Here is a 26,736-nt window from a genome sequence, read left to right on the forward strand (position 1 = left end):
GTCGCGCATGCGCCGCCTGTTCCTTGGCCGCGACGCCTATCGCCAGCGCCGGCTGGGCGACGCGATCCGCGTCCTGCCGGTGCTGTTTGCGGTGCTGGCGGTGCTGCCGCCGGTCTGGCTGCCGCAATATTTCAGCTATGCGCGCGGCGCGGTCTGGCTGGCGGCAAGCTGGGCGCTGACCATCGCCGCCACCGCCGTCCTGCATCGCGCCATCGGCCGCGCAAAGCCGGAGGACGAGGATGACGCCTGAAACCCTGGGCGCCGCCTCGGTGGTCTATGTCGCGCTGATGTTCCTGCTGGCCCATGCCGCCGACCGCGCCGCCGCGGCCGGCCGCTGGCGCTGGATGGACCGGCCGGTGATCTATACCCTGTCGCTGTCGGTCTATTGCTCGGCCTGGACCTTCTACGGCGCCGTCGGCTACGCCACCCGCTCGGGGCTGGAGTTCCTGACCATCTATCTTGGCCCCGGCATCGTCTTTGCCGGCGCCTGGTGGGGGCTCAGGCGGCTGGTGCGGGTGGCGCGGCTGCATCGCGTGACCTCGATCGCCGACCTGATCTCCAGCCGATTCGGCAAATCCGCCGCGCTGGCCGCGCTGGTGACGCTGATCGGCGTGCTGGCCTCGACCCCCTATATCGCGCTGCAATTGCAATCGGTCTCGATGGCGCTGTCGGCCTTCGCCACCAGCGGCCATCCGCTGCCCGGCAATATCGCGCTGTGGGTGGCGGTCGGGCTGGCCGCCTTTGCCATCCTGTTCGGCACCCGCAACCTGGCCGCGAACGAGCGTCACCACGGCGTCGTCATCGCCATCGCGGTCGAGGCGGTGGTCAAGCTCGCCGCCTTTCTCGCCGTCGGCGCCTTCGTGCTGTGGGGCATCGCCGACGGGCCGGCCGACGTGCTGGCGCGCATCGACCGCATGGCCGTCTCGGCCGGGGGCGAGGGCTGGCAGATCCGGCCCGAGCGCTGGTTCACGCTGATCGCGCTGTCGGGCGCCGCGGTCATGGTGCTGCCGCGCATGTTCCACGTCCTGGTGGTCGAGGCCAGCGACGAGAACCGCCTGCGCCAGGCCGGCTGGGCCTTTCCCGCCTATCTGGCCGCCATGTCCTTCCTGGTCCTGCCCATCGCCGTGGTCGGCATGGACCTGCTGCCCAGGGGCTCGAACCCCGACCTCTACGTCCTGGCGCTGCCCTTGTCGCAGGGCCGCGACACGCTGGCGGCGCTGGTGTTCCTGGGCGGCTTTTCCTCGGCCATGTCGATGGTGGTGGTCAGCGCCATCGCGCTGTCGACGATGATGGCGAACCATTGGCTGGTGCCCTTGTGGCTCTGGCTGCGCCAGACCGCGCTGTCCGAACCGGCGCAGGCGCGCGAGGATCTGGGCACGCTGATGCTGAATGCGCGGCGGCTGGCCATCGTCGCGGTGATCGGCGCGGGCTGGCTTTACCACCGCACCACCGGCGGCACCACGGCGCTGGCCGCCATGGGCACGGTCGCCTTTTCCGGCATGGCGCAGGTGCTGCCGGCCATGGTCGCCGGGCTGGTCTGGCGCGGCGCGACCCGGCGCGGCGCCATTGCCGGCATCGTCGCCGGCGCGCTGATCTGGGGCGGGGCGATCTTCCTGCCCTCGCTGGGCCTCGCTGCGCCGCCGGCCTTTCCGGCGGGGATCGACGCCTTCGCCGGCGCGGTGCTGCTGGCGCTGTCGGTGAACCTGCTGCTTCTGGTGCTGATCTCGCTGGTCGATTTCCCCGACCCGACCGAGCGGCTGCAGGCGCTGTCCTTCGTCCATGCCATCGCCCCCGATGCCGCCGCCAGCGAAACCGCCCCCGCGGTGCAGGCCGAGGCGCTGCTGACGCTGGCCGGGCGGATCTGGGGCAACGACCACGCGCTCGAGGTGTTCCGCAAGGCTGCCGAGGGCCAGGGAAAATCCGGCTATCTTCCCGACCTGACTCCGCGCTTCCTGGCGGATTTCGAACGCCACCTGGCCGGGACGGTGGGCGCGGCCACCGCCTCGGCGCTGATGGCGCGGGTCGGCGGGCGCGGCTCCGTCACCGTGGCCGAGCTGATGGAGGTCGCGGGCGAGGCCAGCCGCGCGCGCGAGGACAACCGCCGGCTGGAGCTGACCTCGGCCGAACTGGCCAGGACCGCCGCCATGCTGCGGGAAAGCAACGAGAAACTGACCGTGCTTTCGGCGCAGAAGGACGCCTTCCTGGGCCAGATCAGCCATGAATTGCGCACGCCCATGACCTCGATCCGCGCCTTTTCCGAGATCCTGATGGAGCCGGACCTGCCCGCCGCCGACCGCAGCCGCTTTGCCGGGATCATCCAGGACGAGGCCGCCCGCATGACCCGGCTGCTGGACGACCTGCTGGACATCTCGGTGCTGGAATCGGGCCGGGCGCAGCTGAAGCCCGGCGTCGTCAACCTGCACGACCTGATCGAGCGTGCGCTGGCCGCGGGCGGGGCAAGCGCCGCGGGACGCGACTTCGCCATCCGCCGCAACCCCCTGGCCGAGCATCTGCCTGTCATCACCGACCCCGACCGGCTGTTGCAGGTGCTCATCAACGTGATCTCGAACGCGCGGAAATATTGCGACGCCGGCGAGCCGGCGATCCGCATCGACACCCGCCGCAGCCCCCAGGGCGGGACCGAGATCGACATCCACGACAACGGCTCGGGCATCGGCCCCGAGAACCGCGCGCTGATCTTCGAGAAATTCGCCCGGCTGGACGATCCCTCGCGCGCCGGCGGCGCCGGGCTGGGACTGGCCATCTGCAAGGAAATCATGGGCTTCCTTGGCGGCTCGATCAGCTATCTGCCGGGCCAGGGCGGCGCCTGCTTTCGCATCGCGCTGCCGCCCCGCCCGCCGCGCCGGGCGGAAAATGCCGAAAATGCGACGGGTTAAACCTTTCGGCAACCTGTCCGTGCCATCTTGCGCCAAAGGCAGCATCGATTCGGGCCGCAATGGAAAGCGCAGCAAGGCAACAGTCGGACGACCCCGGACAGGCCGGGTCGGATCGGGACGGGTCCGCCGCCCCGGCCCCCGGCCAGGTGCTGCGCCGCCTGATCGCCGAACGCGACCGGGCCCGCGCGGCGGCCGGCCCCTCGGCCCGGCAGGTCGCCGAATTCCGGCTGGAGCGTGCCGCCGCCACCGCCCTGGCCCGCGCGGCCGAGAAGCAGCTGCGCCTGCCGGTCTTCGTCGAAAAGGTGGAACGCTCGGGCATGGTGCCGGCCGAACTGCCCGAACTCCTGCCCGAGCGCGCCTTGCTGGCCGTGATCGGGGGGCGGCGCGACGCGCTTGGCGTGGTCGCGGTCTGCCCCGACCTGCTGGCCGCGCTGATCGAGATGCAGGCGATCGGCCGCGTGACCTCGCGCCCCGCCCCGCCACGCAAGCCGACGCGAACGGATGCCGCGATCTCGGCCGATTTCGTGAACGCGCTGCTGGCCGAACTGGGCCGGGAATGCGCGGCGCAGCCGGGCTGCCCGGATTTCGGCGCCTTCCGCTATGCGACCTATCTGGACGATCCCCGCCCGCTGTTGCTGATGCTGGAAGAGGGCGAGATGGCGCGGCTGGACTTCCGCTTCCGCCTGGGCAGCGGCGGGCAGCGCGACGGCCGGCTGATGATCGCCCTGCCGGTCGAGCCGGGGACGCTTGCCGATCCGCCTTCGCCCGGCGCCGGGAACCAGGCGCAACTGCCCGCCCCGGCCGGGACCCCGCCCGTGCCGGCAACGCTGGCCGGGCCGGTGCAGCAGGCGCCGGTGCGGCTGGCCGGCATTCTCTGCCGCCGCAGGCTGAGCCTGCACCAACTGCGCGGCCTGACACCCGGATCGCTGTTGCCCCTGCCGCAGAACGTGCTGGACGAAGCCAGGGTGGAAACCGCGCGCGGCCAGCTGCTGGCCCGCGGACGGCTGGGCGAAAAGGACGGGTTCCACGCCATCCGCCTGCGCGACATCAGCCAGGACGCGGCGCCCGCTACCCCTTCGCCCGCGCAGGACGGCTGGCGGGCGGAAGGCTTCGGCCCGCCGCCCGAGGGGATGACGCCCGCCGACCAGGCCGAATTGCCGCTCGCGGATCTCGACCACCCCGATGCCTTCCGCCCCGCCGAGCCGCTGCCGCCCATGGTCAGCACCGGATGAACCACCGACACATAACCCTGCTCAATTGCCGTTCAGGGATCTTGGCCATCCGGCGCATTCCACACCCCCGAGCCAGAACCGCCATTGGTCAGGGAGATGACCCTGGCGCACGACCCCGGCAGATTGCCACTCGCGGATCTTGACCACATGATAACCCCCGCACCGCCCAGCCGCTGCCCACCATGGTCAAGCCTGGATGACCTGTCGTCGCACAGCCCTGCCCCATGGCCGCTCGCGGATCTTGGCCGCCCGGCGCCTTCCACGCTGCCGAGCCGGAGCCGCTGTTGCTCAGGGGGATAACCCTGGCGCGCAGCCCCGGCGACTACCGCTCACGGATCCTGGCCACCCAATCCCCCCTTCGCACCGCCAAGCCGATGTCGGCCATGGTCAAGGCCGGCCAACCCATCCGGCGCAGCCTCGCCCCTATAGCCGCAATCGCGCAACTTTTCTGCGAAATAGCCACGCTGACAGGCCATCCGGCCCAGGAAAGCCCGCCCAGGTCCAGATTCCCCTTGAAAAACCGCCCGTCTGGACGCATGTAGCTTGCGCCCGCCCAAGGCGCGGGTCATCCTACAGGAGAGAACATGGCCAAGGAAGAAATGCTCGAATTTCCCGGTGTCGTGAAGGAACTCCTGCCCAACGCGACATTCCGGGTCGAGCTAGAGAACGGCCATGAGATCATCGCGCATATGGCAGGAAAGATGCGCAAGAACCGCATCCGCGTCCTCGCCGGCGACAAGGTCCAGGTGGAAATGAACACCTACGACCTGACCAAGGGGCGGATCAATTACCGCTTCAAGTAAGCCCGCCGACCGTCCGGGAGCCTAGGATGACGGCGCCGCAAGACCTGCGGGGCGCTGCCCAGTCCCCGCCGCAAAGCGCCGCCGCGCCGGCGCTGATCCTCGGCTCGGCCAGTCCGCGCCGGCTGGAACTGCTGGCCCAGATCGGCATCGTGCCGGACAGGATCCTGCCGGCGGAAATCGACGAATCCCCGCATCGCGGCGAAAACCCGCGCGACTATGTCCGGCGCATGGCGCGCGAAAAGGCCGCGGCGCTTGCCGGCCGGGCCGAGGACGCCGTCCTTTGCGCCGACACCGCCGTCGTGGCGGGGCGCCGGATCCTGGGCAAGCCCGCCGATGCCGCCGAGGCGCGGCGCTTCCTGCAGCTGCTCTCGGGTCGCCGGCACCGGGTGCTGACCTCGGTCGCGCTGACCCATGGCGGCCGGCTGCGCGAACGGCTGGTGGACACCGCGATCCGCTTCCGCCCCCTTACCGCCACGCAGATCGAAGCCTATCTCGCCACCGGCGAATGGCAGGGCAAGGCCGGCGCCTATGCCATCCAGGGCCACGCCTCGGCCTTTGCCATCTGGATGCAGGGCTCCTACAGCGGCGTCGTCGGGCTGCCGCTGGCCGAAACCGCGGCCCTTCTGGCCGCCATCGGAATCCAAGGAAAAACGACATGAAGGGACGCCAGATCGTCCTGGGACGGATCTTCGGCCGCGATGCGGCAGCGCTGATGCAGGACGGCCGGCTGGAGGATCTGATCGTCGATCCGGCGGGCGCGACCCCGCTTGCCCCCGGCGCGATCTGCCGCGCCAGGGTGGACCGGCTGGTCAAGGGCCAGGGCGGCGTCTTCCTGCGCCTGCCGAACGGCGCCCGCGGCTTCCTGCGCGACCGCTCGGGGCTGCGCGAGGGCCAGTCGCTGCTGGTCCAGGTCAGCGGCTGCGCCGAGGACGGCAAGGCGGTCCCGGTCTCGGCCCGGCTGAATTTCCGCGGCCGGCACGTCATCGTGACGCCCGGCGCGCCCGGCGTGAACGTCTCGCGCCGGATTCGCGACGCCGCGCTGCGCGAGGGGCTGGTGCGCCTTGGCTCGTCCGCCCTGGACGGCCATGAGGATGCGCCCGGCATCGTCTTTCGCTCCGTCGCGGCCACGGCCCAGGAGGACGAGATCGCGGCCGAGCTTGGGCAACTGCTTGAGCTTGCGCAAGCCGTCACGGCCGATTGCGAAGGGGCACCCGAGCTGCTGCTCGACGCGCCCGAGCCCGCCGAACAGGCCTGGCAGGATTGGGCCGACCCGGCGCCCGACGCCGTCGAGGACGGGCCCGATGCCTTCGCGGTGACCGGGGCCGAGGCGGCGGCGCTGCAACTGATGCGCCCGCGGCTGGACCTGGGCGGCGGCGCCTGGGCCGAGATCGAGGCGCTGCGCGCGCTGGTCGCCATCGACGTCAACACCGGCAGCGACCATTCGCCGGCGGCGGGGCTCAAGGCGAATATCGCCCTGGCCCGCGACCTGTCGCGGCAATTGCGGCTGCGCGGTCTTGGCGGCCAGATCGTGGTGGATTTCGCGCCCATGCCCAAGCGCGACCGCGGCACGCTGGACCAGGTGCTGCGCGCCGCCTTCCGCCCCGACCCGGCCGAGACGGTGCTGATCGGCTGGACCGCGATGGGGCTTTACGAGATCAGCCGCAAGCGCGACCGCGTGCCGCTGGCGCGCCTTGCCCGGCCGGAGGACATGGCATGAAATGCCCGATCTGCGGCAAGCCCGCCGCCGAGCGTTATCGCCCCTTCTGCTCGCGCCGTTGCGCGGATGTGGACCTGGCGCATTGGCTGCGCGGCGACTACCGCATTCCCGGCGAGCGGGTGCCGGATAATGACAGGGAAGAGTGAAAATTTTGTTTTTTGGCTCTGGACAGCGGAGCGGCCCTGCCATAACAACGCGCCAGTCCGAAGCAAGACGCTCGGCGCCCGGATAGCTCAGTTGGTAGAGCAGCGGATTGAAAATCCGCGTGTCGGTGGTTCGAATCCGCCTCCGGGCACCATTTAACTTCTTGAAAGAATAGCGATAATTTCAAGGCGTTTCTTGGCGCTTTCGTGGCACAAGAGTGACACAAAGCCCCTCATCTGCTGTCGTTTGACACGAAGATCTGCAGGACGCGGAAGAGGGCGGATAGACCCAACAAGGCCGCGTGACACCAGCAGAAGCCGTCCTGAACGGCCGTGCAGCGCGTCATGCAAGGTAATCGGGACGGCCGATAAACTCGGCGATCCGACGCTGGCCCCGAGGCCGCACGAGCCTGGCGCCGGCCCCCAACCTGACATCGCAGACCCCGACCTGGGGACCACGCCGGCGGAGGGGAAGTCCCGGCCGAGACCTGCGAACAGGGGCGCCGACCGCTTTCCTAGGAGCTCGGCGGCAAGCGGGAGCCGTTCCGGGCAGGCGCAGGGTGGCGCCGGCCCGGCCGTTTCCGGCATTCGTCAGCCGCGGCGCAACTGCTCGAGCAATGCGGCCGAGGGCTCGCCCGTCACCGGCAGCCCGCGCGAGGCCTGATAGGCCCGGATGGCGCTGGTCGTGTTCGAGCCGACGTTGCCGTCCACCCCCTGCGTGTCGAAGCCGCGGGCCGTCAGCAGGCGCTGCATCTCCTTGCGCTGCTCGATGCGCAGGCCGGGATGGTCGGCCGGCCAGGGATTGGCCAACCCCGGATAGCCCTTGAGCCGGTCCGCCAGATGCGACACCGCCAGCGCATAGCTGTCGGCATTGTTGTAGCGCAGGATGGCGTGGAAGTTGCGGGTGATCAGGAAGGCCGCACCCGAGGCACCGCCGGGAACGATCAGCTCGGTCGAGGTGCCTGCGGGCGGCAGCGGCCGCTGGTTGGCCTGGCGCACGCCCAGAGACTGCCATTCCGCGACGCTGCGCCGCTTGCCCTTGCCGGCCAGCGCGGTGTTGAAGCCGGGCGGCAGAGTGACCTCGACCGCCGCCGGCAGGCCGCGCTGCCAGCCCGATTTCGCCAGGTAGTTCGCGGCCGAGGCCAGCGCGTCGGACGGGTCGTTCGACCAGATGTCGCGCCGGCCGTCGCCGGTGAAATCGACCGCGAAGCTGAGATAGGTGGTCGGGATGAACTGGGTGTGGCCCATGGCGCCGGCCCAGCTGCCGGTCATGTGGCCGGGGTCGATGTCGCCCGATTGCAGGATCTTCAGCGCCGCCATCAGCTGGCTGCGGAAGAAGGCGCCGCGATAGCCCTCATAGCCCAGGGTGGCCAGGCTTTCGATCAGGGGCAGGTCGCCGCGCCGCTCGCCATAGGTCGATTCCATGCCCCAGACCGCTGCGACGACCTCCTTGTCGACGCCATAGGTCGCCTCGATCCGGCTCAGCACGCCGCCATATTGCGCCAGCGCCGCCCGGCCGTTGGTCTGGCGCTTTTCCGAAACCGCGTTCTCCAGATATTCCCACAGGGATTTCTTGAACTCGGCCTGGTTCTGCGAACGGCGCAGCGCCTCGGGGTTGTAGGTCACGTCGCGGAAGGCGAACTCCAGCGTGCTGTCGCTGATGCCCTGGCCGCGGGCGCTGGCCTTGAAGCCTTCGACCCAGTTGCGCAGCCCGGCGACCTTTTCGGCCGGCGGGCTCTGGTAGCGGCCCCATTTGATCTCCTGGCTTTGCTGGGGAACGCCCGCGCCGGGATATTGGCCGGCGCAGCCGCCAAGCAGCAGAGCCATGGCCGTAAGCGTTGCCGAAAGTCGCAATGAAAGCCGCATTCCTGTCCCCTTGGTCGAGCCTTTTGTCCTAGCCTAGCGTCCGTTTTCCCGCGCCGAAAGCCGGAAAACCCGCGGCGGCAAGAGGCCGCCTTTCGGCAGGCTCGGGCGGCACCAGGGCCTTATTCGGCTTGCAGCGGGGTCCAGATCACCTCGTCGATCCGCGGCGCGCCGGTGGCCAGCATCACCAGCCGGTCGAACCCCAGCGCGCAGCCCGCGGCCGGCGGCATGAAGGCCAGCGCGGCCAGGAAATCCTCGTCCAGCGGGTAACGCTCGCCATAGATGCGGACCTTCTCCGCCATCTCCAGCTGGAAGCGGCGGCGCTGTTCGGCGGGGTCGGTCAACTCGCCGAAGCCGTTGGCCAGCTCGACGCCGCAGGCGTAAAGCTCGAACCGCTCGGCCTCGCGCGGCTCGTCCGCGGCAGGTCGCGCCAGCGCCGCCTCGGCCGCCGGGTAGCGGTCGAGGATCAGCGGCCGGCCATGGCCCAGATGCGGCTCGACCCGTTCCACCAGCACGCGCGACAGGATGTCGGACCAGCCGTCGTCCGCAGCCAGGCGCACCCCCTGCACCTCGGCCTGGGCGCGCAGGGCGGCCACGTCGGTCTCGGCCCCGTCGCAGGTCGCCAGCAGGTCGATGCCGGCAAATTCGCGGAAGGCCTGCGCCACCGTCATCACCTCGGGCGTGGCATAGGGATCGCATTCGGCGCCGCGAAAGCGCAGCATCTCGGCGCCCGCGACCTCGGCGGCATGGCGCAGGTATTGCGCGCAATCGTCGAAAAGCACGCGATAATCCTCGCCCGCGCGATACCATTCCAGCATGCAGAACTCGGGGCTGTGCAGCGGCCCGCGCTCGCGGTTGCGCCAGACATGGCTGAAGGCGAAGATGCGCGCCTCGCCCGCTGCCAGAAGCTTTTTCATCGCGAATTCGGGACTGGTGTGCAGATACATCCGCCGCGGCACGCCGTCATTGCCGATCTGGTCGGTGGCGAAGGCATGCAGATGCGCCTCGTTGCCCGGACTGACGGCCAGGGCCAGCGGATCGACCTCGACGAAATCCTGCGCGCCCAGCCAGTCGCGGATCGCGGCCTGGATGCGGTTTCGCGCCAGCAGCAGCGGCCGGCGCCCGGCATGGCGGCCCTGGTCCCACCAGGGGCTTTCGTCGGCGGGTTTCATGCGCGCACCTCTTGCATCTGTGTCGTTTTCCGCTTGCGGCTGGCGCAAAGCTGGGAAAAACGCTATGGGATGTCATCTGCCGGACTTGGTATCCGGCATCCCGGAATTTGAAAAGCAGGCAAGGGAACCGCCTTGAAAGTCATCGCCTCCAGCCTTCGCAAAGGCAATGTCGTCGAGATCGACGGCAAGCTCCATGTCGTCCTGACCGCGACCAACTTCCACCCCGGCAAGGGCACGCCGACCACCCAGGTCGAACTGCGCCGTATCTCGGACGGCAACAAGGTCTCGGAGCGCTGGAAGACCACCGAACAGGTCGAGCGCGCCCATGTCGACGAACGCGCCTATAACTTCCTCTACGAGGACGGCGAGGGCTTCCACTTCATGGAGCCGGAAAGCTATGAGCAGGTCGTGGTCTCGCCCGACGTGGTCGGCGACGACAAGGTGTTCCTGGAAGACGGCATCAGCGTCTTCCTGCAGGTCCATAACGGCGTCGCCATCGCCATCGAGCTGCCGCAGAAGGTGACGGTCGAGGTGGTCGAGACCGAGCCGGTGGTCAAGGGCCAGACCGCCTCGTCCAGCTACAAGCCGGCGATGGCGCATAACGGCGTGCGCATCATGGTGCCGCCGCATATCGGCGTGGGCACCAAGGTCGTCATCAACACCGCCGACCTGACCTATGTCGAGCGCGCCAAGAGCTGATTCCTGATCCGGTGCGGGGCGCGCGTTCCGCCGCCCCGCACCTTGCCTTTCACAGGGCCTTTCAAAAGGCATTTCATCGGGCATTTCACCGGGCGCTGCCGCGGGTCAATCGGCAGTCGCGGCCCCGATGGTTCCGCCCACCACCGCCCCGGCGGGACCGGCGATGACCGCCCCGCCCAGCCCGCCCGTGGCGGCGCGTTCGGTGGGATTGTCGCCGCAGCCGGCCAGCGCAAGCAGCATGGCGGAAACGGCGGTCGCAATCAGGCTACGCATCTTGCTTTCCTCCTTCAGGACGGCGAAACGCCGCCCCTATCCCAGACAAGACGCGCAGCCCCGCCTTGTGGTTCCGGTCAGGGGAAGATCGGCGCCAGCATCAGCCCTTCGGTTTCCGGCAGGCCCAGCATCAGGTTGGCGTTCTGCACCGCCTGCCCCGAGGAGCCCTTGCACAGGTTGTCCAGCGTCGAGACGACCAGCGTCCGCCCCGAGATCCGGTCGCCCGTCACCCCGATATGGCAGAAGTTCGAGCCCTGCACATGCGCCATCGCCGGCAATTGCCCATAGGGCAGCACGACGATGAAGGGCTCGTCGGCATAGGCCTCGGCCAGCGCGGCATGGACCGCCTGCGGCTCGCCCTTGAGATAGCAGGAGGCCAGGATGCCGCGGTTCACCGGCACCAGGTGCGGGGTGAACTGAATGCGCACCGGACGACCGGCCAGGGCCGAGAACTCCTGGTCGAACTCGCCCAGGTGACGATGCTTGCCGCCCTGGGAATAGCCCGCCACATCCTCGGAGCGTTCGGCGAAGAGCATGTTTTCCTTGAGCGAGCGGCCCGCCCCGGAAATCCCGTTCTTGAGGTCGCAGATGATGTCGTCGAGGTCGATCAGCCCCGAGCCGATCAGCGGCCGCAGCGCGAATTGCACGGTGGCGGCGTTGCAGCCGGTGCCGGCGACCAGCCGCGCGTCGCGGATCTGGTCGCGATAGAACTCGGTCAGCCCATAGACCGCCTCGGGCTGGATCTCGGGCGCGGCATGGTCGAGCCCATACCATTTCTTGTAATCCGCCGGGTCGCGCAGCCGGAAATCGGCGCCCAGGTCGACGATCTTCACGTTCTGCGGCAATGCTGCGACCAGCGGCTGGCTGAGGCCATGTGGCAGCGCGCAGAACACCAGGTCGATGGCCGAGAAGTCGATCTCTTCCATCCTGACCAGCGCCGGCAGCTTGAGGTGGCGCAGGTGCGGGAAGACCTCGTCATAGCCCTGCCCTGCCTTGCGGTCGGCAGACAGCGCGGCGACCTCGATCCGGGGATGGGTGGCGAGGATGCGGACGAGTTCGGCACCCGTATAGCCCGAGGCCCCAAGGATGGCAGCGTTCAGCGTCATGTCTCGATCCCGAGGAAACGGCCGCATTCGGCGCGGCGCTGGTTGGTCAGGCCCCGCAGGGAGCCAAGTCCGGCACTAGGCCCCGGCCCCCGGCATGTCAAGCCGCAGGCCGGGGCGGATCGGGCCGGCCGGGCCCATGCGGGCGGGCCTTGCCGAGGGTGGCGCGGCCGCATGAGTATTTGGGGAACGAAGAAGCCGAGGCGCGCGCGGGGGTGGAGGGTGTCGGTGCATTTCATGCTCGAGCGCGACGGGAAGCCCGCGCGCGCGGCAGCGCTCTGGGCGGCGCTTACGACGGCGGGCCTTCGGGAAGCCCGCGCGCGCGGGGGAGGCAGGCATCGTGTGCGCGCGGAATGTGCGGTCTAGCGGAGAAGCCCGCGCGCGCGGGGGCGGCAGCCGCCCGGCATTAGTCAGGCAGGGCCTGGAAGGCGCCGGACGCGCGCAGGGGGCGGCCACGGCCTTGTCGGCCGCGGGGCGGCCCTTGGGGCGGGGTGAATTTCAACATGTTGTATTTGCTTTTGAAATTCCAGGGGCGGTCTGTCGCCGCCACCGGCCGGCTTCTTTTCCTGCGCGGGAATGCTGCATCTGCATCATTTTATTGCGAGACATGGCGGCGCGAATCCAATATTCGGGCAGCGGCCGCCAAGGCCCTGGATAAGGGAGAGAGAGATGAGCGCGACCCCCGATCGCAAGAGCCAGCTTGGCCCCGGAGACATCCGCGCCCGCAAGGGCGGCGAGCCGGTGGTCTGCCTGACCGCCTATACCACGCCGATGGCCCGGCTGGTCGATGCGCATTGCGACATCGCCCTGGTCGGCGACAGCCTGGGCATGGTGCTGCACGGCCTGCCCTCGACCATCGGCGTCAGCATGGAGATGATGATCCTGCACGGCAAGGCGGTGGCGCGGGGTTGCGCGCGCGCCTGCCTGGTGGTGGACATGCCCTTCGGCAGCTATGAGGAAGGGCCCGAGCAGGCCTTCCGCAACGCCGCGCGGCTGATGGCCGAGACCGGCTGCCAGGCGGTCAAGCTGGAAGGCGGGCGCCACATGGCCGAGACGGTGGCCTTCCTGGTCGCGCGCGGCATCCCGGTGATGGGCCATGTCGGGCTGACGCCGCAATCGGTCAATGTGCTGGGCGGCTACAAGGTGCAGGGCCGCGGTCGGGACGAGGCCGACCGCATCGCCCTGGATGCCGCGGCGCTGACGGACGCCGGCGCCTTTGCCGTGGTGCTGGAAAAGCTGCCCGCGGCGCTGGGGGCGCGCATCACGCAAGAGATCGCCGTGCCCACCATCGGCATCGGCGCGGGCCTGGATTGCGACGGGCAGGTGCTGGTGGTCGACGACATGCTGGGGCTGTTTTCCGATTTCCGGCCGAAATTCGTCAAGCGCTATGCCGAGCTGGGCCGCGATGCCGATGCCGCCATCGCGGCCTATGCGGCCGAGGTCCGCGCGCGCCGCTTTCCCGGCCCCGAACATGGCTTTGCCGAGGGCAAGCCCGCATGAGCGCGCCCATCGTCCGGCCGCTGGCCGAATTGCGCGCGCTGGTGCGCGGCTGGAAATCCCGCGGCGAAAGCATCGGCGTGGTGCCGACCATGGGCGCGCTGCACGAGGGGCACCTGAGCCTGGTCCGCGCCGCCAAGGCCAGTTGCGACCGGGTGATCGTGACCCTGTTCGTCAACCCGCGCCAGTTCAACAATGCCGAGGATTTCGCCCGCTATCCCCGCACCGAACATGCCGATGCCGAGCTGCTGGGCCCCCTGGGGGTGGATGCGCTTTTCGTGCCCGATGGCGACGAGGTCTATCCGCCGGACCATGCAACGGTGATCTCGGTCTCGGGGGTGACGGCGCCGCTGGAAGGGGCGCATCGTCCGGGCCATTTCGACGGCGTGGCCACGGTGGTGACGCTTCTGCTCAACATGACCCAGGCCGACCGGGCGTTTTTCGGGGAAAAGGACTGGCAGCAGCTGCAGCTGGTGCGCCGGCTGGTGCAGGACCTGAAACTGCCGGTCGAGATCGTGCCCTGCCCCTGCGTGCGGGCCGGGGACGGGCTGGCGTTGTCCTCGCGCAACCAGCGCCTGACGGCCGAGGGTCGGGCGCGTGCCGCGGCCCTGCCGCAGGCGCTGTTCGAGGCGGTCGCCCGGATCGAGGCCGGGGAGCCTGCGGAGGCCGCGCTGGCCGCGGCGCAGGCCGGGCTGGAGGCGGCGGGTTTCGCGCCCGTGGAATATCTGGCGCTGCGCGACGGCGAGACCCTGGGCGAGCCGCAGCCGGGCCGGCCGGCGCGGCTGCTGGTCGCGGCCTGGCTCGACGGGGTGCGGCTGATCGACAACCTGGCGATCACGCTGCCCTGAACGCATCCACCCGGCAAGCGCCGCGGGCGCGCTTACCTCATGGGGATTTTGGAAACGGTGAAGGTGCCGCGCCCTGGAAAGCGGGCGGCGCTGCCTCGAGATGCAATTCGGCCAGGAAGCCGGGATGGGCGTTGCGCAGCCGCAATTCCCCCTGCGCCGCATCGACGATGTCGGCGACCACGGCCAGGCCGATGCCCTGCCCCTCGCCGCTGGGATCGAGGCTGAGGCCGCGCTGGGTAAGCCGCTCCAGCTCGGCCTCGGGAACGCCGGGACCGTCGTCCAGGATGGCGATGAGGATGCGGCCGTCCTTGCGGCGGGCCGAGATGCGAACCATGCCCCGCGCATGGCGCATGGCGTTTTCCAGTAGCGCGCCAAGGGCCTCGGTCAGTTCGTCGGGACCGATGCGGGCCGCGAGGCCGGGGGGCGCCGAAAGCCGCCAGTCGATGCCGGCGCCCAGCGGCGTGCGACGCAGCACGCCGATCAGCCGGGTGGCGACCCGGCCGGGCTCGGCGCTTTGCGCATCGCGGCCGGATTGCAGGCGGGCGCGGGCCAGTTCGCGATCGACATGGCGGCGCATCTGCTGGGCGACGGCTTCGATATTGCGGGCGATCTCGACCTCGCCCCTGGCTTCAAGCTCGGCGGCATCGCCCAGCAGCGCCTGGAGCGGGGTCTTGAGCCCATGCGCCAGGTTGGCCGCGCGATGGCGGGCCCGGCCGAGTTCCCGGTCGCGCGCGTCCAGCAGCTCGTCGATCTGGGTGGCCAGCGGGATCACCTCGGTCGGCAGATCCTGGCCGATGCGCGGCCTGCCGCCCGAGACCAGCGCCGCCACCCTGGCGCCGACCTGGCGCAGCGGACGCAGGCCGACGGTGATCTGCACCCAGCTGGCCAGCAGCAGCATGGCGCCCAGCAGGCCCAGATAGGGCAGGAGATCACCCAGGAAGCCGCGCCGCGCCAGGGCCAGCTCGTCGCGATCCGAGGCCAGGATGATGCGCAGCGGCACCGCTTCCCGGCCGGCCACCAGGCTTTGCTCGACCGCCAGCAGCGGCTCGCCGCGGGGGCCGGGAAGCGTGCGCACCGCGGTTTCGCCCGGCGCCGGCGCCGGCTGGTCGCTGGGCAGGGTGTAGTCCCAGAGCGAGCGCGAGCGGCGCAGTTCGCTGCCCAGCATCACCTGCCAGTAATGGCCGGAAAAGGGCTGGTCATAAAGCGGGTCGTCGGGAGGCGCGCGCAGGCGGGCGCCGGTCTCGGCCTCGGGCTGCACCATGGCGGCCAGCGCCAGGGCGCGGGCCTGCAGATCGGCCACGGCGACGCGCTCGACATGGCGTTCGAACAGCACCGCCAGCCCCATGCCCGACAGCGCCAGCGCCAGCGCGATGGCCAGCCCCCCGGCCAGCACCAGCCGCCAGCGGATCGAGCGGATCACGCCCCGACCTGGGCCGGGCCGGCCGCCGGGCCGGCCTCCAGGTGATAGCCGAAGCCGCGGCGGGTGCCGATCACGCCCGGCCCCAGCTTGCGGCGCAGGCGGGTGACGATGGCCTCGACGGCGTTCAGCTCGCGCGAATCGTCGTCGCCATAAAGATGCTCCAGCAATTCTGTCGGCGCCACGATGCGGTCGCGGTTCAGCGCCAGATAGGCGACCAGGCGGAACTCCAGCGGCGTGAGCGGCATCGGGATGCCATCGATGGCGGCGGTCATGCGATTGAGGTCCACGGTCAGCCGTCCGACCTGCTGCGTCGCATTGCCGCGTCCGCCGGCACGGCGCACCAGCGCGCGGGCGCGGGCGATCAGTTCCTCCATGCGAAAGGGCTTGGGCAGGTAGTCGTCGGCGCCGGCGTCGATGCCCTCGACCCGCTCGGTCCAGGCGCCGCGCGCGGTCAGGATCAGCACCGGGCTTTCGCAGCCCTCGGCGCGCCAGCGCTTCAGCACGGTCAGCCCGTCCAGCCGCGGCAGGTTCAGGTCCAGCACGATCAGGTCGTATTGCTCGGTGCCGCCGCGAAACCAGGCGGTCTCGCCGTCGCCGACCGTCTCGACCAGAAAGCCCGCCGCCTTCAGCGCCCGTTCCAGATCGGCGGCGATCCGGGGCTCATCCTCGACGATCAGGGCGCGCATCAGTCCTCGTCATCCTCGTCCAGGGCCAGGATCCGTCCCGAGGCCGCGTCGATCTCGACCTCGATCAGGCGGCCGTCCGGGGTCGCCAGCTCGACCTCATAGATCATCATGCCGTCCTCCTCGTCCAGGTCCACCTCGATCACCCGTCCGGGCTGGGATTCGTGCAGCCGCGCCAGCACCTCGGCAAGGGGCAGGATCCGGCCGCGTTCGACGGCCTCGCGCGCCTGTTCGAAATCCGGCTCGGCAATGTCCTGACCCGCGGCGAGCAACGGCGGCAGCAGCGACAGAAGGACAAGAAGGGCAAGCAGTCTCATGCCGCCCCTATTAGCGTCCGGGAACTGACAGGCGGCTGACAAAATCGGCGCGGGCCCTGCCGCCGTGCGCGGCGTGCCGAAACGGCAACAGCCCGGCCCGGCGGCTTTCCGCCCAGGCGGGGGTTTTCTGACAACAGCCTGACAGGCGGGATCAGAGGGCTGTCAGCAAGCCTGTGGCATTGCGGGCGCGTTATCCCGCGGACGGGCAACCGCCGCCTTACCATGAAAGGACCAAGAGATGCTGCGCAAGAACGGGACGAGCTTCGCCGAAACGCTGAACGGCACGCCATTCGGAGACTGGCTGTCGGGAATGGGCGGCCATGACCGGCTGTTCGGCTTTGGCGGCAACGACAAGCTGCATGGCGGCGACGGCAACGACACGCTGAACGGCGGCGAGGGCCATGACGAGCTGGAGGGCGGCAATGGCAATGACGTCCTGCACGGCGGCAACGGCAACGACGAGTTGGAGGGCGGCAACGGCAACGACGTCCTGCATGGCGGCAGCGGCAACGACGAGTTGGAAGGCGGCGCCGGTGCCGATACGCTTTATGCCGGCTCAGGCCATGACGAGGTCGAGGGCGGGGCCGGCAACGACCTGCTGTTCGGCGGGCTGGGCAATGACGAGTTGGACGGCGGTTCGGGCAACGACCGGCTGGACGGCGGCGAGGGCCGCGACCGGCTGGAGGGCGGGCGCGGCAACGACATCCTGACCGGCGGCGCCGGCGCCGATGTCTTCGAGTTCGAGCGCGGCGACGGCCGCGACACCATCACCGATTTCCAGAACGGCATGGACCGGCTCGACTTCGACGATTTCAGCCGGGCGCAGGTGCAGGCGGTCATCAAGAACGCCCAGCAGGTCGGCGACGACCTGGTGCTGCGGCTGTCCGCCGATACCATCGTCACCATCCAGGACATGCAGAAGGCGCCGCTCGACCTGGGCGACTTCACCTTCTGATCGGCCAGCCCCTTCCGGTCGGCCAGCACTTCCCGATCGGCCGGGGCGCAATCCGGCAGGACGCCGCCGCATCCGCTGGCGGCGGCGTCCTGGTCCCGCACCAGCAATCTGCGGCACCGGCGACAACCCCGCCATGCAGGGCGGCGCGCCGACCCGTCACTCGGCCGCGTCGATCTTCAGCACGCCGCGCCGGATCTGATCCTCTTCGATCGATTCGAACAGGGCGCGGAAATTGCCCTCGCCGAAGCCGTCATCGCCCTTGCGCTGGATGAACTCGAAGAAGATCGGCCCGATCACGGTTCTCGAGAAGACCTGCAGCAGCACCCGCGTCATGCCGCCGCCGACGACGCCTTCGCCGTCGATCAGGATGCCGTGCCGCTTCATGCGCTCGACCGGCTCCCGGTGGCCCTTCACCCGGTTGTGCGACATTTCGTAATAGGTGTCGGGCGGGCCGGGCATGAACTTCATCCCGGCCTCGGCGATGCGGTCGGTGGCGGCATAGATGTCCTCGGTGGCGATGGCGATGTGCTGGATGCCCTCGCCCTTGTAGGCGCGCAGGTATTCCTCGATCTGGCTGCGATCATCGGTCGATTCGTTGATCGGGATGCGGATCTTGCCGTCGGGCGAGGTCAGCGCCCGGCTGACCAGCCCGGTCTGCTTGCCCTTGATGTCGAAGAACCGGATTTCGCGAAAATTGAACGTGTTGTGATAGAACTTGTACCAGCTGTCCATGTTCCCGCGCACCACGTTATGCGTCAGGTGGTCGAGGTAGTAGAAGCCGAAGCCCTCCGGGCGCGGATCGGGTTCGGCCAGCCAGTCGTATTCGGCGGCATAGGCGCTGCCGGCATCGCCGTAGCGGTCGATGAAATACAGCAGCGAGCCGCCGATGCCATGGACCGCCGGCGCGTCGATGGATTTGCCGCCACCGGCATATTCCCTGGCGCCCAGCTCCAGCGCGCGCCGCAGCGCGTGCTGCGCATCGACCACGCGCCAGGCCATGGCCGGGGCGCAGGGGCCGTGCTGGCGCACGAATCCCGCGGCATGGCTGTCGGGCTCGGCGTTCAGCAGGTAGTTGATGTCGCCCTGGCGATACAGCGTGATGTCCTTGCGCCTGTGCCGCGCCACCGGGACGAAGCCCATCTGGCGAAAGATGCGGTCCAGGGTCTCGGGCTGCGGATGGGCGAATTCGACGAACTCGAACCCGTCGGTGCCGGCGGGGTTTTCGGCGCTGATGGTGGCTTTCGGGGCGTCATGCGGGAACGGTCCCATGGCGTCTCCTCCTCTGTTCGCGTGTCCTGAAACCATGATCGCGCGAATGCGATGCAAGCCGGGCGCAAACTGTGCCATGATCGGGGCGCAAAGGCATGAAACGCGCATGATGGGGCGGATCGATGCAAGAAATGCGCATGGATGGATTCGACATCGCCATTCTCGACGCCCTGCAGCGCGACGGGGCGATGACCAATGCGGCGCTGGCCGAGCTGGTGAATCTGTCGCCCTCGCAATGCTCGCGCAGGCGTGCGGCGCTGGAAGAGGCCGGGGTGATCGAGGGCTATGCCGCCCGGCTGAACCCGCAGAAGCTGGGCTTCGGGCTGCGCGCCATCATCCGCGTGAACCTGCGCAGCCACGGCCAGGGGAAGGAGGACGATTTCGCCCGTTTCGTCGCCGCGCATCCGCAGATCCGCTCGGCCTTTTCGGTTTCGGGCGATGCCGATTACATCCTGGACGTGCGGCTGCGCGATCTGGAGGCATTCTCGGATTTCATCCACCGCCACCTGCTGCCGCAACCGCAGGTGGCCCAGGTGCGTTCCGAGATCGTGCTGAAGACGCTCAAGGACGACCGCAGCCTGGTGCTGCCCTGAAATAAGGGGGAACCGCGATGAAAGTCACCCAGCATCTCTGGTTCGAACGCGACATGGAGGCGGCGGTGCGCTTTTACTGTGCGCTGATCCCCGGCTCGTCGCTGGACTGGCTCTCGACCGTTCCGGGCGACACGCCCTCGGGGCCCGAGGGCAGCGTCGGGCTGGCGGGCTTTACCCTGGGCGACCAGCGCTCCATGGCGATCGAGGCCGGGCCGCTCGACCCGTTCAACCACAGCTTCTCGATCATGGTCGAATGCGACGACCAGGCTGGGATCGACCGGCTGTGGGACGCGCTGCCGGAAGGCGGCACGGCCGAGCAATGCGGCTGGCTGCGCGACCGCTGGGGCCTGTGCTGGCAGGTCGTCCCGAAACGGCTGGGCGAGTTGATGGCGGACCCCGACCCCCAGGTCGGCCGCCGCGTCACCTCGGCCATGCTGACGATGGTCAAGCTCGACATCGCCGCGCTGGAGGCGGCGGCACGGGGCTGAGCCCTTGCCAAGACCGGCCGGCGGGTCGATAAACCGCCCTTCCCTTTCGCCGCAAGAGGCCGCCTTGTCCCAGCGCCCGATCACCACCGTTCCCGCCCTGGTCGAGGCCGGCCTGGCCGATGCTGCGCAGGCCGAGACGCTGGACGCGGTCGCGGCCGAGTTCCGCATCCGCATCCCCGCCGCCATGCGCCAGGCCATGCGCGCGCCCGGCGACGGCGTCGCCGCGCAATTCCTGCCCGATGCGCGCGAATTGCAGATCCGCCCCGAGGAACTGGCCGACCCCATCGGCGACGCCTGTTTCAGCCCGACCCCCGGCCTGACCCATCGCTATCCCGACCGGGTGATCCTGCATGTCACCAAGACCTGCGAGGTCTATTGCCGCTTCTGCTTTCGCCGCGAGGTGGTGGGCGAGGAAGGCAGCCTGCCCGAGCTCGACCTGGCCGCCGCGCTGGACTATGTCGCCCGCACCCCCGCGATCCGCGAGGTGATCCTGACCGGCGGCGACCCGATGGTGCTGTCGGCGCGCCGCATCTCGGCGCTGATGGCGCGGCTGGAGGCGATCGCCCATGTCGACGTCGTCCGCTTCCATACCCGCGTGCCGGTGGTCGCCCCCGGCCGCATCGACGCGGCCATGCTGGCGGCGCTGCGGCCGGCGCGGCTGGCGGTCTGGGTGGTGATCCACACCAATCACGCGCAGGAACTGACCGAGGCCGCCAGCGCCGCGCTGGCGCGGCTGGCCGATGCGGGCGTTCCGCTGTTGTCGCAGACCGTGCTGCTCCGGGGGGTGAATGCCGATCCCGACATCCTGGCCGAGCTGTTCCGGGCGCTGATCCGCAACCGGGTCAAGCCCTATTACCTGCATCATTGCGACCTGGCGCGCGGCACCGGCCATTTCCGCACCTCCATCGCCGAGGGGCAGGCGATCATGGCGGCCCTGCGCGGGCGGCTGTCGGGGACATGCCTTCCGACCTATGTGCTGGACCTGCCGGGCGGGCATGGCAAGGTGCCGCTGGGGCCGGACCATGTCCAGCCGACCGCGCCCGGCCGCTATGCGATCCGCGACTGGCGCGGGCGGCTGCACGAATATCGCGACCCGGAAGGTGCCGGCCCTGCCGATTGACCGCGGGGCGGCCGCGGCGCAAGGGAACCCGGCCGGCCCCGCGCATGTTTCCCCTGCGAACAGCCGAAGGACCGGCCCATGCGCAACCCGCTTCTTTCCCTGATCCTCTGCGCCGCGCTGATGCCCCCCGCAGCCATGGCCCAGGATTACGAGCCCCCGCTGGCCGACGAGCCGCCGCCCTCGGAGGGCCTGCCCGCGCCGGAAGAGCCCGACCCGCTGGAGCGCGGGCTGGAAAACTTCATGCGCAACCTGCTGCAACAGGCCGAGCCGCATCTGGACCGGCTGGGCCGCGACCTGGGCGATACGCTGGGCGCGGTCGCGCCGGTGCTGCAGGACATCGGCCAGTTGATGGACGACGTGCGCAACTATCAGGCGCCCGAGCGGCTGGAGAACGGCGACATCCTGATCCGCCGCCGCGCGGACGCGCCGCCGCCCCCGCCGGTGGGCGATGCGCTGCGCGACATGCTGCGCCCCGCGCCCGAGGACGACCCGCGCCTGGCCCCGCCGCCGGAAGCGACGCCGCCGCTGCCCGAACGCGACCCCGAAAGCGAGATCGAGCTTTAGGGCGCGAAGCTTTCCACCCAGTCGATCAGCCGCGGCAGGCAATGCCCGTGCAGGTCATAGCCCTGCAGGATGGTCTGGCGCGCCGCCGCCTGCAGGCGCGGTGCCTCGGGGTCGCCGGCAAGGCCGCGGATCAGCGCCGATTCCAGCGCGGGCTGGTCGAAAAAGGGCACCAGCCGTCCGTTCTCGCCGTCGCGGACCAGTTCGCGCACCGGCTCGGTGTCGGAACCGACGACATAGCAGCCGGCCGCCATCGCCTCGGTCAGCGACCAGCTGAGGACGAAGGGATAGGTCAGGTAGCAATGCACCCGGCTGACCTGCAACAGCGCCAGATATTGCGGATAGGGCACCCGGCCCAGGAAATGGATGCGCCCAAGGTCCAGCCGGCCGTCGAGTTCGGCCAGCAGCTTTTCCCGCCAGTTCGGCGCGTCCTTGGGCAGGCCGCCATAGCTGGCCCCGTCGGCGCCCACCAGCACCACCTGCGCCTCGGGCCGCGCCCGCAGCACCTCGGGCAGCGCGCGCATGAAGCGGTGAAAGCCGCGATAGGGCTCCAGCGAGCGCGAGACATAGGTCAGCACCTCGTCCCCCGCCCGCAGCGTGCGGCCGTCGGGCAGCGCAAGCTCGGCCGCCGGGTCGGGACGGACCTTCTGCGTGTCGATGCCGTCGTGGATCACCGTCAGCTTCCGGCGCAATTCCGGCGAAAAGGAGTTCGCCTGGTATTGCGTCGGCGACAGCCCGGCATCGGCCTGCACCAGCCCCTGGATCAGATGCGCCGAGCGCGCGACGGTGCCGATGCGCCCCTCGTCGCTGCCGGGGGTGATCTCGGGGTCGAAGCCGACGTCATGGCCGCGGGTGCGATACATCAGCTCGGCATAGACCAGCAGCTTCGCCTCGGGCCAGATTTCGCGCAGAAACAGCGTCTCGCCCCATCCGCTATGGCCGAAGATCAGGTCGGGCGCATAGCCGTGCCGGTCGCGCAGGGCGCGGCAGCCGCGGGCCGCGACCCAGCCCCGCTCGGCCATCTCGCTGTAGGTCCGGCCCAGCGAGGGCGGCAGCTTCAGCTCGTCCGGCGTCTTGTAGCGCAGCACGCGGACCGGCGAGGCACGCTGGTTCTTTTCATCCGTCAGCGCCGTCACGTGATGGCCGCGCGCGGCCAGCGCCGGCGCCAGATGCAGGAACTGGCCGGGAAAATTCTGGTGAACGAACAGGATCTTCAACTTGTTACCTTAAGGTCTTCACTTGTTACCGCAAGAAATGCCGCCGCGATCAGCTGGCGGGTGTAATCGCTTTCGGGCCGTTCGAAAACGGCGTCGGTCGAGCCCTGCTCGACCACCTCGCCGGCGCGCATGACCATGATCTGGTGCGACATGGCGCGCACGACGCGCAGGTCGTGGCTGATGAACAGGAAGGCCAGGCCGTGCTTGCGCTGCAAGCGCCGCAAAAGCTCGACGATCTGCACCTGAACGGTCATGTCCAGCGCGCTGGTCGGCTCGTCCAGCACCACCAGCTTGGGGTTCAGGATCATGGCGCGGGCGATGGCGATGCGCTGGCGCTGGCCGCCGCTGAACTCGTGCGGGTAACGGTGCATGGTGGCGGGGTCCAGCCCGACCTCGCGCATGATCGCATCGACCATCTCGCGGCGGTTGCGGCCCGGCTCGATGCCATGCACGCCCAGGCCCTCGGCGATGATCTGCTCTACCGTCATGCGCGGGGACAGGCTGCCATAGGGATCCTGGAACACGATCTGCATGTCGCGGCGCAAGCCGCGCAGCGCCCGGCCCGGCACGCGGGAGATGTCGCGGCCCATGTAGAGGATCGGCCCGTCGCTGTCGATCAGCCGCATGATCGCCAGCGCCAGCGTGGTCTTGCCGGAACCGGATTCGCCGACGATGCCCAGCGTCTCGCCGGCACGGACCGAGATGGTGGCGCCGTTCACCGCCTTCACATGGCCGACGGTGCGGCGCAGGAAGCCGCGCTGGATCGGGAACCAGACCCGCAGATCCTGCGTCGCCACGACCTGCGGCGCATCGGCGGGGATGGGATCGGCCCTGCCCTTGGGCTCGGCCGCCAGCAGCATCCGGGTATATTCGTGCTGCGGATGGGCGAAGATCTGCTCGACTGGCCCCTGCTCGACGATCTCGCCGCCCTTCATCACGCAGACCCGGTCGGCGATGCGGCGCACCAGGCCCAGGTCGTGGCTGATGAACAGCATCGACAGCCCCTCGGCCGCCTTCAGCTCCGCCAGCAGCTCCATGATCTGCGCCTGGATGGTCACGTCCAGCGCCGTCGTCGGCTCGTCGGCGATCAGCAGCTCCGGCCCGTTCGCCAGCGCCATGGCGATCATCACCCGCTGGCGCTGGCCGCCCGACAGCTGGTGCGGGTAATCGGCCAGCCGCGTTTCCGGGTCGCGGATGCCGACGCGGGTCAAAAGCTCGATGATCCGCGCCCGCGCCGCCGCGCCGCGCAGCCCCTGGTGCAGCGCCAGGCTTTCGGCCAGTTGCCGCTCCAGCGTGTGCAGGGGGTTCAGCGAGGTCATCGGCTCCTGGAAGATGAAGCTGATGTCGTTGCCGCGCACCCGGCGCAACTCCGCCTCGGAGGCGCCCAGCAATTCGCGCCCGCCGTAGCGGACCGAGCCCGCGACCTCGGCCGCCTCGCCCAGAAGCCGCACGGTCGACAGCGCCGTGACCGACTTGCCCGAGCCGGATTCGCCGACCAGCGCCACCGTCTCGCCCTTGCCCACGGTGAAGCTGACGCCCTTGACGGCGGGCACCAGTTGCCCGTCCTGCCGGAACCCCACCCGCAGGTCGCTGACTTCCAGAACCGGGGTCATCGGAAGGTCTTTCTTGGGTCGAAGGCGTCGCGCACGCCCTCGAAGATGAACACCAGCAAGGACAGCATGATGGCGAAGCTGAAGAAGGCGGTGAAGCCCAGCCAGGGCGCCTGCAGGTTCTGCTTGGCCTGCAAGGCCAGCTCGCCCAGCGAGGGGGCCGAACTGGGCAGGCCGTAGCCCAGATAATCCAGCGCGGCCAGCGACGAGATGGTGCCGGTCACGACAAAGGGCAGCATGGTCAGCGTCGCCACCATGGCGTTGGGCAGGATATGGCGGAACATGATGACACGGTCACTGACCCCAAGCGCGCGGGCGGCGCGGACATATTCGAAGTTGCGCGCGCGCAGGAACTCGGCCCGCACCACGCCGACCAGCGCCGGCCAGCCGAACAGGATCGAGACGAAAACCAGCAGCCAGAAACTTCGCCCCAGGATCGCGAACAGGATGATAATCACGTAAAGCGAAGGGGTTGAGCCCCATATCTCAAGCAATCTCTGGAACACCAGGTCGGTGCGGCCGCCGAAATAGCCCTGCACCGCCCCCGCCGCGATGCCCAGAACCGAGGCGACCACGGTCACGATCAGCGTGAACAGGATCGACAGGCGAAAGCCGTAGATCACCCGCGCCAGCACGTCGCGCGCGGTGTCGTCGGTGCCCAGCCAATGCGCCGCATCGGGCGGGCTGGGGGCGGTGCCGACATTGTTGATGCTGCGGTAGTGATAGGGGATCGGCGGCCACAGCATCCAGCCGCGCTCGACCGCCTCGCCCGCGACCTGGCCGGTCTCGCGCGCCTCGCGCTCGGTCGCCTCGGGGTCGTCCCAGCATTCGGGCCGCCCGCCGGTGCGGATCAGGCATTGCACGCCCGGATCGGTATAGATCGCCTCGGTGCCGAAATCGCCGCCGAAGGCGGTCTCGGGGTAGAAGCGATAGACCGGGAAATGCAGCTCGCCCCGATAGCTGACCAGGATCGGCTTGTCATTGGCGATCAGTTCCGCAAACAGCGAGGCCACGAACAGGATGGTAAAGACCACCAGTGACCAGAAGGCGCGCTTGTTGCGGCGGAAATTGCGCAGCCGGCGGCGGTTCAGCTCGGTCATCGCCATCAGCCGGCCCTCCGCTCGAAGTCGATGCGGGGATCGACCAGCACATACATCAGGTCCGACAGGATGCCGACCAGCAGGCCCAGCAGGCCAAAGACGTAAAGCGTGCCGAAGATCACCGGATAGTCGCGCTGCACCGCCGCCTCGAAGCCCAGCCGGCCCAGCCCGTCGAGCGAGAAGATGGTCTCGATCAGGATCGACGAGCCGAAGAACACGCCCAGGAACATGGACGGGAACCCGGCGATCACGATCAGCATGGCGTTGCGGAAGACATGGGCGTAAAGCACCCGGCGCTCGGTCAGGCCCTTGGCGCGGGCGGTGATGACATATTGCTTGTTGATCTCGTCCAGGAAACTGTTCTTGGTCAGCAGCGTCAACGTGGCGAAGCTGGAGATGGTGGTGGCCAGGACCGGCAGGGTGATGTGCCACAGGTAGTCCTTGACCTTGCCCCAAAGGCTCAGGTCGGCCCAATTGTCCGAGGTCAGCCCGCGCAAGGGAAAGATCTGCCAATAGCTGCCGCCCGCGAACAGCACCATCAGCAGGACCGCGAACAGGAAGGCCGGGATGGCATAGCCCACGATGATCGCGCCCGAGGTCCAGGTGTCGAAGGGCGTGCCGTTCCTGACCGCCTTGCGGATGCCCAGCGGGATCGAGATCAGATAGGCGATCAGCGTGGACCACAGCCCCAGCGTGATCGAGACCGGCATCTTTTCCAGCACCAGGTCGATGACCGAGATCGAGCGGAAGAAGCTGGTGCCGAAATCGAAGCGGACGTAATTGCCCAGCATGACCAGGAAACGCTCGGCCGCACCGATCTTTTCCTTGCTGCAATCGGGGGATTTCAGGTCCGGCTCACCCTGGTGGTCGGGCGTGCAGGCGATGCGGGCAAAGCCCATCTGCACCTCGAGCTGGTCCAGCAGTTCGGGCGGGATGCCGCGGGCGCCGGCATATTCGGTGTTCTGCGGCGACTCGCCCGCCCCGCCGGTGATGTTGCGCAGCGCATCGCCCTCGCCCTGGACGCGGGCGATGATCTGCTCGATCGGGCCGCCGGGGACGAATTGCGTCAGCGTGAAGTTGACCAGCATGATGCCGATCAGCGTGGGTATGATCAGCAGCAAGCGCCGCAGGATATAGGCTGCCATCCGTCCCCTTG

27 protein-coding genes and 1 tRNA gene are annotated in these 26,736 nt (G+C 69.3%); 16 read left to right on the top strand and 12 right to left on the bottom strand.

Going from position 1 to position 26,736, the window contains the following annotated elements:
• Window positions 1–7: 7 nt before the first annotated feature.
• From KF941_RS15800 to KF941_RS15835, 8 genes are all read left to right on the top strand, one after another.
• Complete coding sequence (locus KF941_RS15800; RefSeq protein WP_036753854.1) at window positions 8–250, top strand: hypothetical protein; 243 nt, start codon at window positions 8–10, stop codon at window positions 248–250.
• The gene (locus tag KF941_RS15805) at window positions 240–2,897 is read left to right on the top strand and encodes an ATP-binding protein (protein WP_214273908.1); all 2,658 of its coding nucleotides are present in this window, start codon (window positions 240–242) and stop codon (window positions 2,895–2,897) included. Before KF941_RS15800 ends, KF941_RS15805 begins: the two co-directional genes overlap by 11 nt.
• Window positions 2,898–2,956: 59 nt before the next feature.
• Window positions 2,957–4,129, top strand: a complete 1,173-nt coding sequence (locus tag KF941_RS15810) for a FliM/FliN family flagellar motor C-terminal domain-containing protein (protein WP_214273909.1) — start codon at window positions 2,957–2,959, stop codon at window positions 4,127–4,129.
• A 584-nt stretch (window positions 4,130–4,713) separates the two neighbouring features.
• A complete protein-coding gene (infA, locus tag KF941_RS15815) occupies window positions 4,714–4,932 on the top strand; it encodes a translation initiation factor IF-1 (protein WP_010397442.1) in 219 nt (72 codons plus the stop codon).
• Window positions 4,933–4,958: 26 nt separating this feature from the next.
• Window positions 4,959–5,591, top strand: a complete 633-nt coding sequence (locus KF941_RS15820) for a Maf family protein (protein ID WP_083538944.1) — start codon at window positions 4,959–4,961, stop codon at window positions 5,589–5,591.
• Window positions 5,588–6,649: a ribonuclease E/G gene (locus tag KF941_RS15825; protein ID WP_214273910.1), complete on the top strand. Its 1,062-nt coding sequence runs from the start codon at window positions 5,588–5,590 to the stop codon at window positions 6,647–6,649. Before KF941_RS15820 ends, KF941_RS15825 begins: the two co-directional genes overlap by 4 nt.
• Complete coding sequence (yacG, locus tag KF941_RS15830) at window positions 6,646–6,795, top strand: DNA gyrase inhibitor YacG (protein ID WP_036753846.1); 150 nt, start codon at window positions 6,646–6,648, stop codon at window positions 6,793–6,795. The genes KF941_RS15825 and yacG overlap by 4 nt, the downstream gene beginning before the upstream one ends.
• A 76-nt stretch (window positions 6,796–6,871) precedes the next feature.
• Window positions 6,872–6,947 (top strand) — tRNA-Phe (locus tag KF941_RS15835).
• Between the two features lie 436 nt (window positions 6,948–7,383).
• On the opposite strand, the gene KF941_RS15840 is transcribed toward KF941_RS15835, so the two are convergent.
• Together KF941_RS15840 and epmA are read right to left on the bottom strand one after the other, a co-directional pair.
• On the bottom strand, window positions 7,384–8,658 hold the full coding sequence (locus KF941_RS15840) for a lytic murein transglycosylase (RefSeq protein ID WP_036753843.1): 1,275 nt from the start codon (window positions 8,656–8,658) through the stop codon (window positions 7,384–7,386).
• A 119-nt stretch (window positions 8,659–8,777) separates the two neighbouring features.
• The gene (epmA, locus tag KF941_RS15845) at window positions 8,778–9,827 is read right to left on the bottom strand and encodes an EF-P lysine aminoacylase EpmA (protein WP_214273911.1); all 1,050 of its coding nucleotides are present in this window, start codon (window positions 9,825–9,827) and stop codon (window positions 8,778–8,780) included.
• A 132-nt stretch (window positions 9,828–9,959) separates the two neighbouring features.
• Here epmA and efp point away from each other — a divergent pair, with 132 nt between their 5' ends.
• Window positions 9,960–10,526: an elongation factor P gene (gene efp / locus KF941_RS15850; protein ID WP_036753836.1), complete on the top strand. Its 567-nt coding sequence runs from the start codon at window positions 9,960–9,962 to the stop codon at window positions 10,524–10,526.
• Window positions 10,527–10,631: 105 nt separating this feature from the next.
• On the opposite strand, the gene KF941_RS15855 is transcribed toward efp, so the two are convergent.
• Both KF941_RS15855 and argC read right to left on the bottom strand, forming a co-directional pair.
• Window positions 10,632–10,799 carry a hypothetical protein gene (locus KF941_RS15855; protein WP_166435403.1) on the bottom strand — a complete coding sequence of 56 codons (168 nt, stop codon included), beginning with the start codon at window positions 10,797–10,799 and terminating at the stop codon, window positions 10,632–10,634.
• A gap of 77 nt (window positions 10,800–10,876) precedes the next feature.
• Window positions 10,877–11,905 (bottom strand): N-acetyl-gamma-glutamyl-phosphate reductase, encoded by a 1,029-nt coding sequence (gene argC / locus KF941_RS15860; RefSeq protein WP_036749714.1) that lies wholly within the window; start codon window positions 11,903–11,905, stop codon window positions 10,877–10,879.
• A gap of 666 nt (window positions 11,906–12,571) precedes the next feature.
• On the opposite strand from argC, the gene panB reads away from it, so the two are divergent.
• Window positions 12,572–13,402 carry a 3-methyl-2-oxobutanoate hydroxymethyltransferase gene (gene panB, locus KF941_RS15865; protein WP_214273912.1) on the top strand — a complete coding sequence of 277 codons (831 nt, stop codon included), beginning with the start codon at window positions 12,572–12,574 and terminating at the stop codon, window positions 13,400–13,402.
• Window positions 13,399–14,247: a pantoate--beta-alanine ligase gene (gene panC / locus KF941_RS15870; RefSeq protein WP_214273913.1), complete on the top strand. Its 849-nt coding sequence runs from the start codon at window positions 13,399–13,401 to the stop codon at window positions 14,245–14,247. Before panB ends, panC begins: the two co-directional genes overlap by 4 nt.
• 37 nt (window positions 14,248–14,284) lie before the next feature.
• Here panC and KF941_RS15875 read toward each other — a convergent pair whose 3' ends face one another.
• The 3 genes from KF941_RS15875 to KF941_RS15885 are packed head-to-tail and all read right to left on the bottom strand — an operon-like array spanning window position 14,285 to window position 16,667.
• Entirely contained in the window at window positions 14,285–15,667 is a 1,383-nt protein-coding gene (locus KF941_RS15875; RefSeq protein ID WP_214273914.1) for a HAMP domain-containing sensor histidine kinase, read from the bottom strand.
• Window positions 15,664–16,353: a response regulator transcription factor gene (locus tag KF941_RS15880; protein ID WP_072460724.1), complete on the bottom strand. Its 690-nt coding sequence runs from the start codon at window positions 16,351–16,353 to the stop codon at window positions 15,664–15,666. Before KF941_RS15880 ends, KF941_RS15875 begins: the two co-directional genes overlap by 4 nt.
• Entirely contained in the window at window positions 16,353–16,667 is a 315-nt protein-coding gene (locus tag KF941_RS15885) for a PepSY domain-containing protein (RefSeq protein ID WP_116221043.1), read from the bottom strand. The genes KF941_RS15880 and KF941_RS15885 overlap by 1 nt, the downstream gene beginning before the upstream one ends.
• A 238-nt stretch (window positions 16,668–16,905) precedes the next feature.
• On the opposite strand from KF941_RS15885, the gene KF941_RS15890 reads away from it, so the two are divergent.
• On the top strand, window positions 16,906–17,622 hold the full coding sequence (locus tag KF941_RS15890; protein WP_214273915.1) for a calcium-binding protein: 717 nt from the start codon (window positions 16,906–16,908) through the stop codon (window positions 17,620–17,622).
• A gap of 156 nt (window positions 17,623–17,778) precedes the next feature.
• Here KF941_RS15890 and hppD read toward each other — a convergent pair whose 3' ends face one another.
• Entirely contained in the window at window positions 17,779–18,891 is a 1,113-nt protein-coding gene (gene hppD / locus KF941_RS15895) for a 4-hydroxyphenylpyruvate dioxygenase (protein ID WP_214273916.1), read from the bottom strand.
• A gap of 137 nt (window positions 18,892–19,028) precedes the next feature.
• On the opposite strand from hppD, the gene KF941_RS15900 reads away from it, so the two are divergent.
• From KF941_RS15900 to KF941_RS15915, 4 genes are all read left to right on the top strand, one after another.
• Window positions 19,029–19,484 carry an Lrp/AsnC family transcriptional regulator gene (locus KF941_RS15900; RefSeq protein ID WP_240540449.1) on the top strand — a complete coding sequence of 152 codons (456 nt, stop codon included), beginning with the start codon at window positions 19,029–19,031 and terminating at the stop codon, window positions 19,482–19,484.
• A 17-nt stretch (window positions 19,485–19,501) separates the two neighbouring features.
• Complete coding sequence (locus tag KF941_RS15905) at window positions 19,502–19,972, top strand: VOC family protein (RefSeq protein WP_214273917.1); 471 nt, start codon at window positions 19,502–19,504, stop codon at window positions 19,970–19,972.
• 64 nt (window positions 19,973–20,036) lie between these two features.
• Window positions 20,037–21,092, top strand: coding sequence for a lysine-2,3-aminomutase-like protein (locus KF941_RS15910; protein WP_214273918.1), 1,056 nt, complete (start codon window positions 20,037–20,039; stop codon window positions 21,090–21,092).
• A 78-nt stretch (window positions 21,093–21,170) separates the two neighbouring features.
• Window positions 21,171–21,656, top strand: coding sequence for a hypothetical protein (locus KF941_RS15915; protein WP_214273919.1), 486 nt, complete (start codon window positions 21,171–21,173; stop codon window positions 21,654–21,656).
• Here the strand turns inward: KF941_RS15915 and KF941_RS15920 are convergent.
• From KF941_RS15920 to KF941_RS15935, 4 genes are read right to left on the bottom strand one after another with little or no spacing between them, the layout of a single operon-like run.
• A complete protein-coding gene (locus tag KF941_RS15920) occupies window positions 21,653–22,870 on the bottom strand; it encodes a glycosyltransferase (RefSeq protein WP_114534951.1) in 1,218 nt (405 codons plus the stop codon). The genes KF941_RS15915 and KF941_RS15920 overlap by 4 nt on opposite strands.
• A complete protein-coding gene (locus KF941_RS15925) occupies window positions 22,867–24,483 on the bottom strand; it encodes an ABC transporter ATP-binding protein (protein ID WP_036749682.1) in 1,617 nt (538 codons plus the stop codon). The genes KF941_RS15920 and KF941_RS15925 overlap by 4 nt, the downstream gene beginning before the upstream one ends.
• On the bottom strand, window positions 24,480–25,586 hold the full coding sequence (locus tag KF941_RS15930; RefSeq protein WP_114534953.1) for an ABC transporter permease: 1,107 nt from the start codon (window positions 25,584–25,586) through the stop codon (window positions 24,480–24,482). The genes KF941_RS15925 and KF941_RS15930 overlap by 4 nt, the downstream gene beginning before the upstream one ends.
• Window positions 25,586–26,725: an ABC transporter permease subunit gene (locus KF941_RS15935; RefSeq protein WP_036749676.1), complete on the bottom strand. Its 1,140-nt coding sequence runs from the start codon at window positions 26,723–26,725 to the stop codon at window positions 25,586–25,588. The genes KF941_RS15930 and KF941_RS15935 overlap by 1 nt, the downstream gene beginning before the upstream one ends.
• Window positions 26,726–26,736 lie beyond the last annotated feature (11 nt).

The organism is Paracoccus sp. pheM1, from assembly GCF_018499825.1.
GTDB lineage: Bacteria > Pseudomonadota > Alphaproteobacteria > Rhodobacterales > Rhodobacteraceae > Paracoccus > Paracoccus versutus.

Coding starts and splice junctions, on each gene's coding strand:
- KF941_RS15800 (WP_036753854.1), top strand. CDS start 8: ATGCGCCGCCTGTTCCTTGGCCGCGACGCCTATCGCCAGCGCCGGCTG.
- KF941_RS15805 (WP_214273908.1), top strand. CDS start 240: ATGACGCCTGAAACCCTGGGCGCCGCCTCGGTGGTCTATGTCGCGCTG.
- KF941_RS15810 (WP_214273909.1), top strand. CDS start 2,957: ATGGAAAGCGCAGCAAGGCAACAGTCGGACGACCCCGGACAGGCCGGG.
- infA (WP_010397442.1), top strand. CDS start 4,714: ATGGCCAAGGAAGAAATGCTCGAATTTCCCGGTGTCGTGAAGGAACTC.
- KF941_RS15820 (WP_083538944.1), top strand. CDS start 4,959: ATGACGGCGCCGCAAGACCTGCGGGGCGCTGCCCAGTCCCCGCCGCAA.
- KF941_RS15825 (WP_214273910.1), top strand. CDS start 5,588: ATGAAGGGACGCCAGATCGTCCTGGGACGGATCTTCGGCCGCGATGCG.
- yacG (WP_036753846.1), top strand. CDS start 6,646: ATGAAATGCCCGATCTGCGGCAAGCCCGCCGCCGAGCGTTATCGCCCC.
- KF941_RS15840 (WP_036753843.1), bottom strand. CDS start 8,658: ATGCGGCTTTCATTGCGACTTTCGGCAACGCTTACGGCCATGGCTCTG.
- epmA (WP_214273911.1), bottom strand. CDS start 9,827: ATGAAACCCGCCGACGAAAGCCCCTGGTGGGACCAGGGCCGCCATGCC.
- KF941_RS15855 (WP_166435403.1), bottom strand. CDS start 10,799: ATGCGTAGCCTGATTGCGACCGCCGTTTCCGCCATGCTGCTTGCGCTG.
- argC (WP_036749714.1), bottom strand. CDS start 11,905: ATGACGCTGAACGCTGCCATCCTTGGGGCCTCGGGCTATACGGGTGCC.
- panB (WP_214273912.1), top strand. CDS start 12,572: ATGAGCGCGACCCCCGATCGCAAGAGCCAGCTTGGCCCCGGAGACATC.
- panC (WP_214273913.1), top strand. CDS start 13,399: ATGAGCGCGCCCATCGTCCGGCCGCTGGCCGAATTGCGCGCGCTGGTG.
- KF941_RS15880 (WP_072460724.1), bottom strand. CDS start 16,353: ATGCGCGCCCTGATCGTCGAGGATGAGCCCCGGATCGCCGCCGATCTG.
- KF941_RS15885 (WP_116221043.1), bottom strand. CDS start 16,667: ATGAGACTGCTTGCCCTTCTTGTCCTTCTGTCGCTGCTGCCGCCGTTG.
- KF941_RS15890 (WP_214273915.1), top strand. CDS start 16,906: ATGCTGCGCAAGAACGGGACGAGCTTCGCCGAAACGCTGAACGGCACG.
- hppD (WP_214273916.1), bottom strand. CDS start 18,891: ATGGGACCGTTCCCGCATGACGCCCCGAAAGCCACCATCAGCGCCGAA.
- KF941_RS15900 (WP_240540449.1), top strand. CDS start 19,029: ATGGATGGATTCGACATCGCCATTCTCGACGCCCTGCAGCGCGACGGG.
- KF941_RS15905 (WP_214273917.1), top strand. CDS start 19,502: ATGAAAGTCACCCAGCATCTCTGGTTCGAACGCGACATGGAGGCGGCG.
- KF941_RS15915 (WP_214273919.1), top strand. CDS start 21,171: ATGCGCAACCCGCTTCTTTCCCTGATCCTCTGCGCCGCGCTGATGCCC.
- KF941_RS15925 (WP_036749682.1), bottom strand. CDS start 24,483: ATGACCCCGGTTCTGGAAGTCAGCGACCTGCGGGTGGGGTTCCGGCAG.
- KF941_RS15930 (WP_114534953.1), bottom strand. CDS start 25,586: ATGGCGATGACCGAGCTGAACCGCCGCCGGCTGCGCAATTTCCGCCGC.
- KF941_RS15935 (WP_036749676.1), bottom strand. CDS start 26,725: ATGGCAGCCTATATCCTGCGGCGCTTGCTGCTGATCATACCCACGCTG.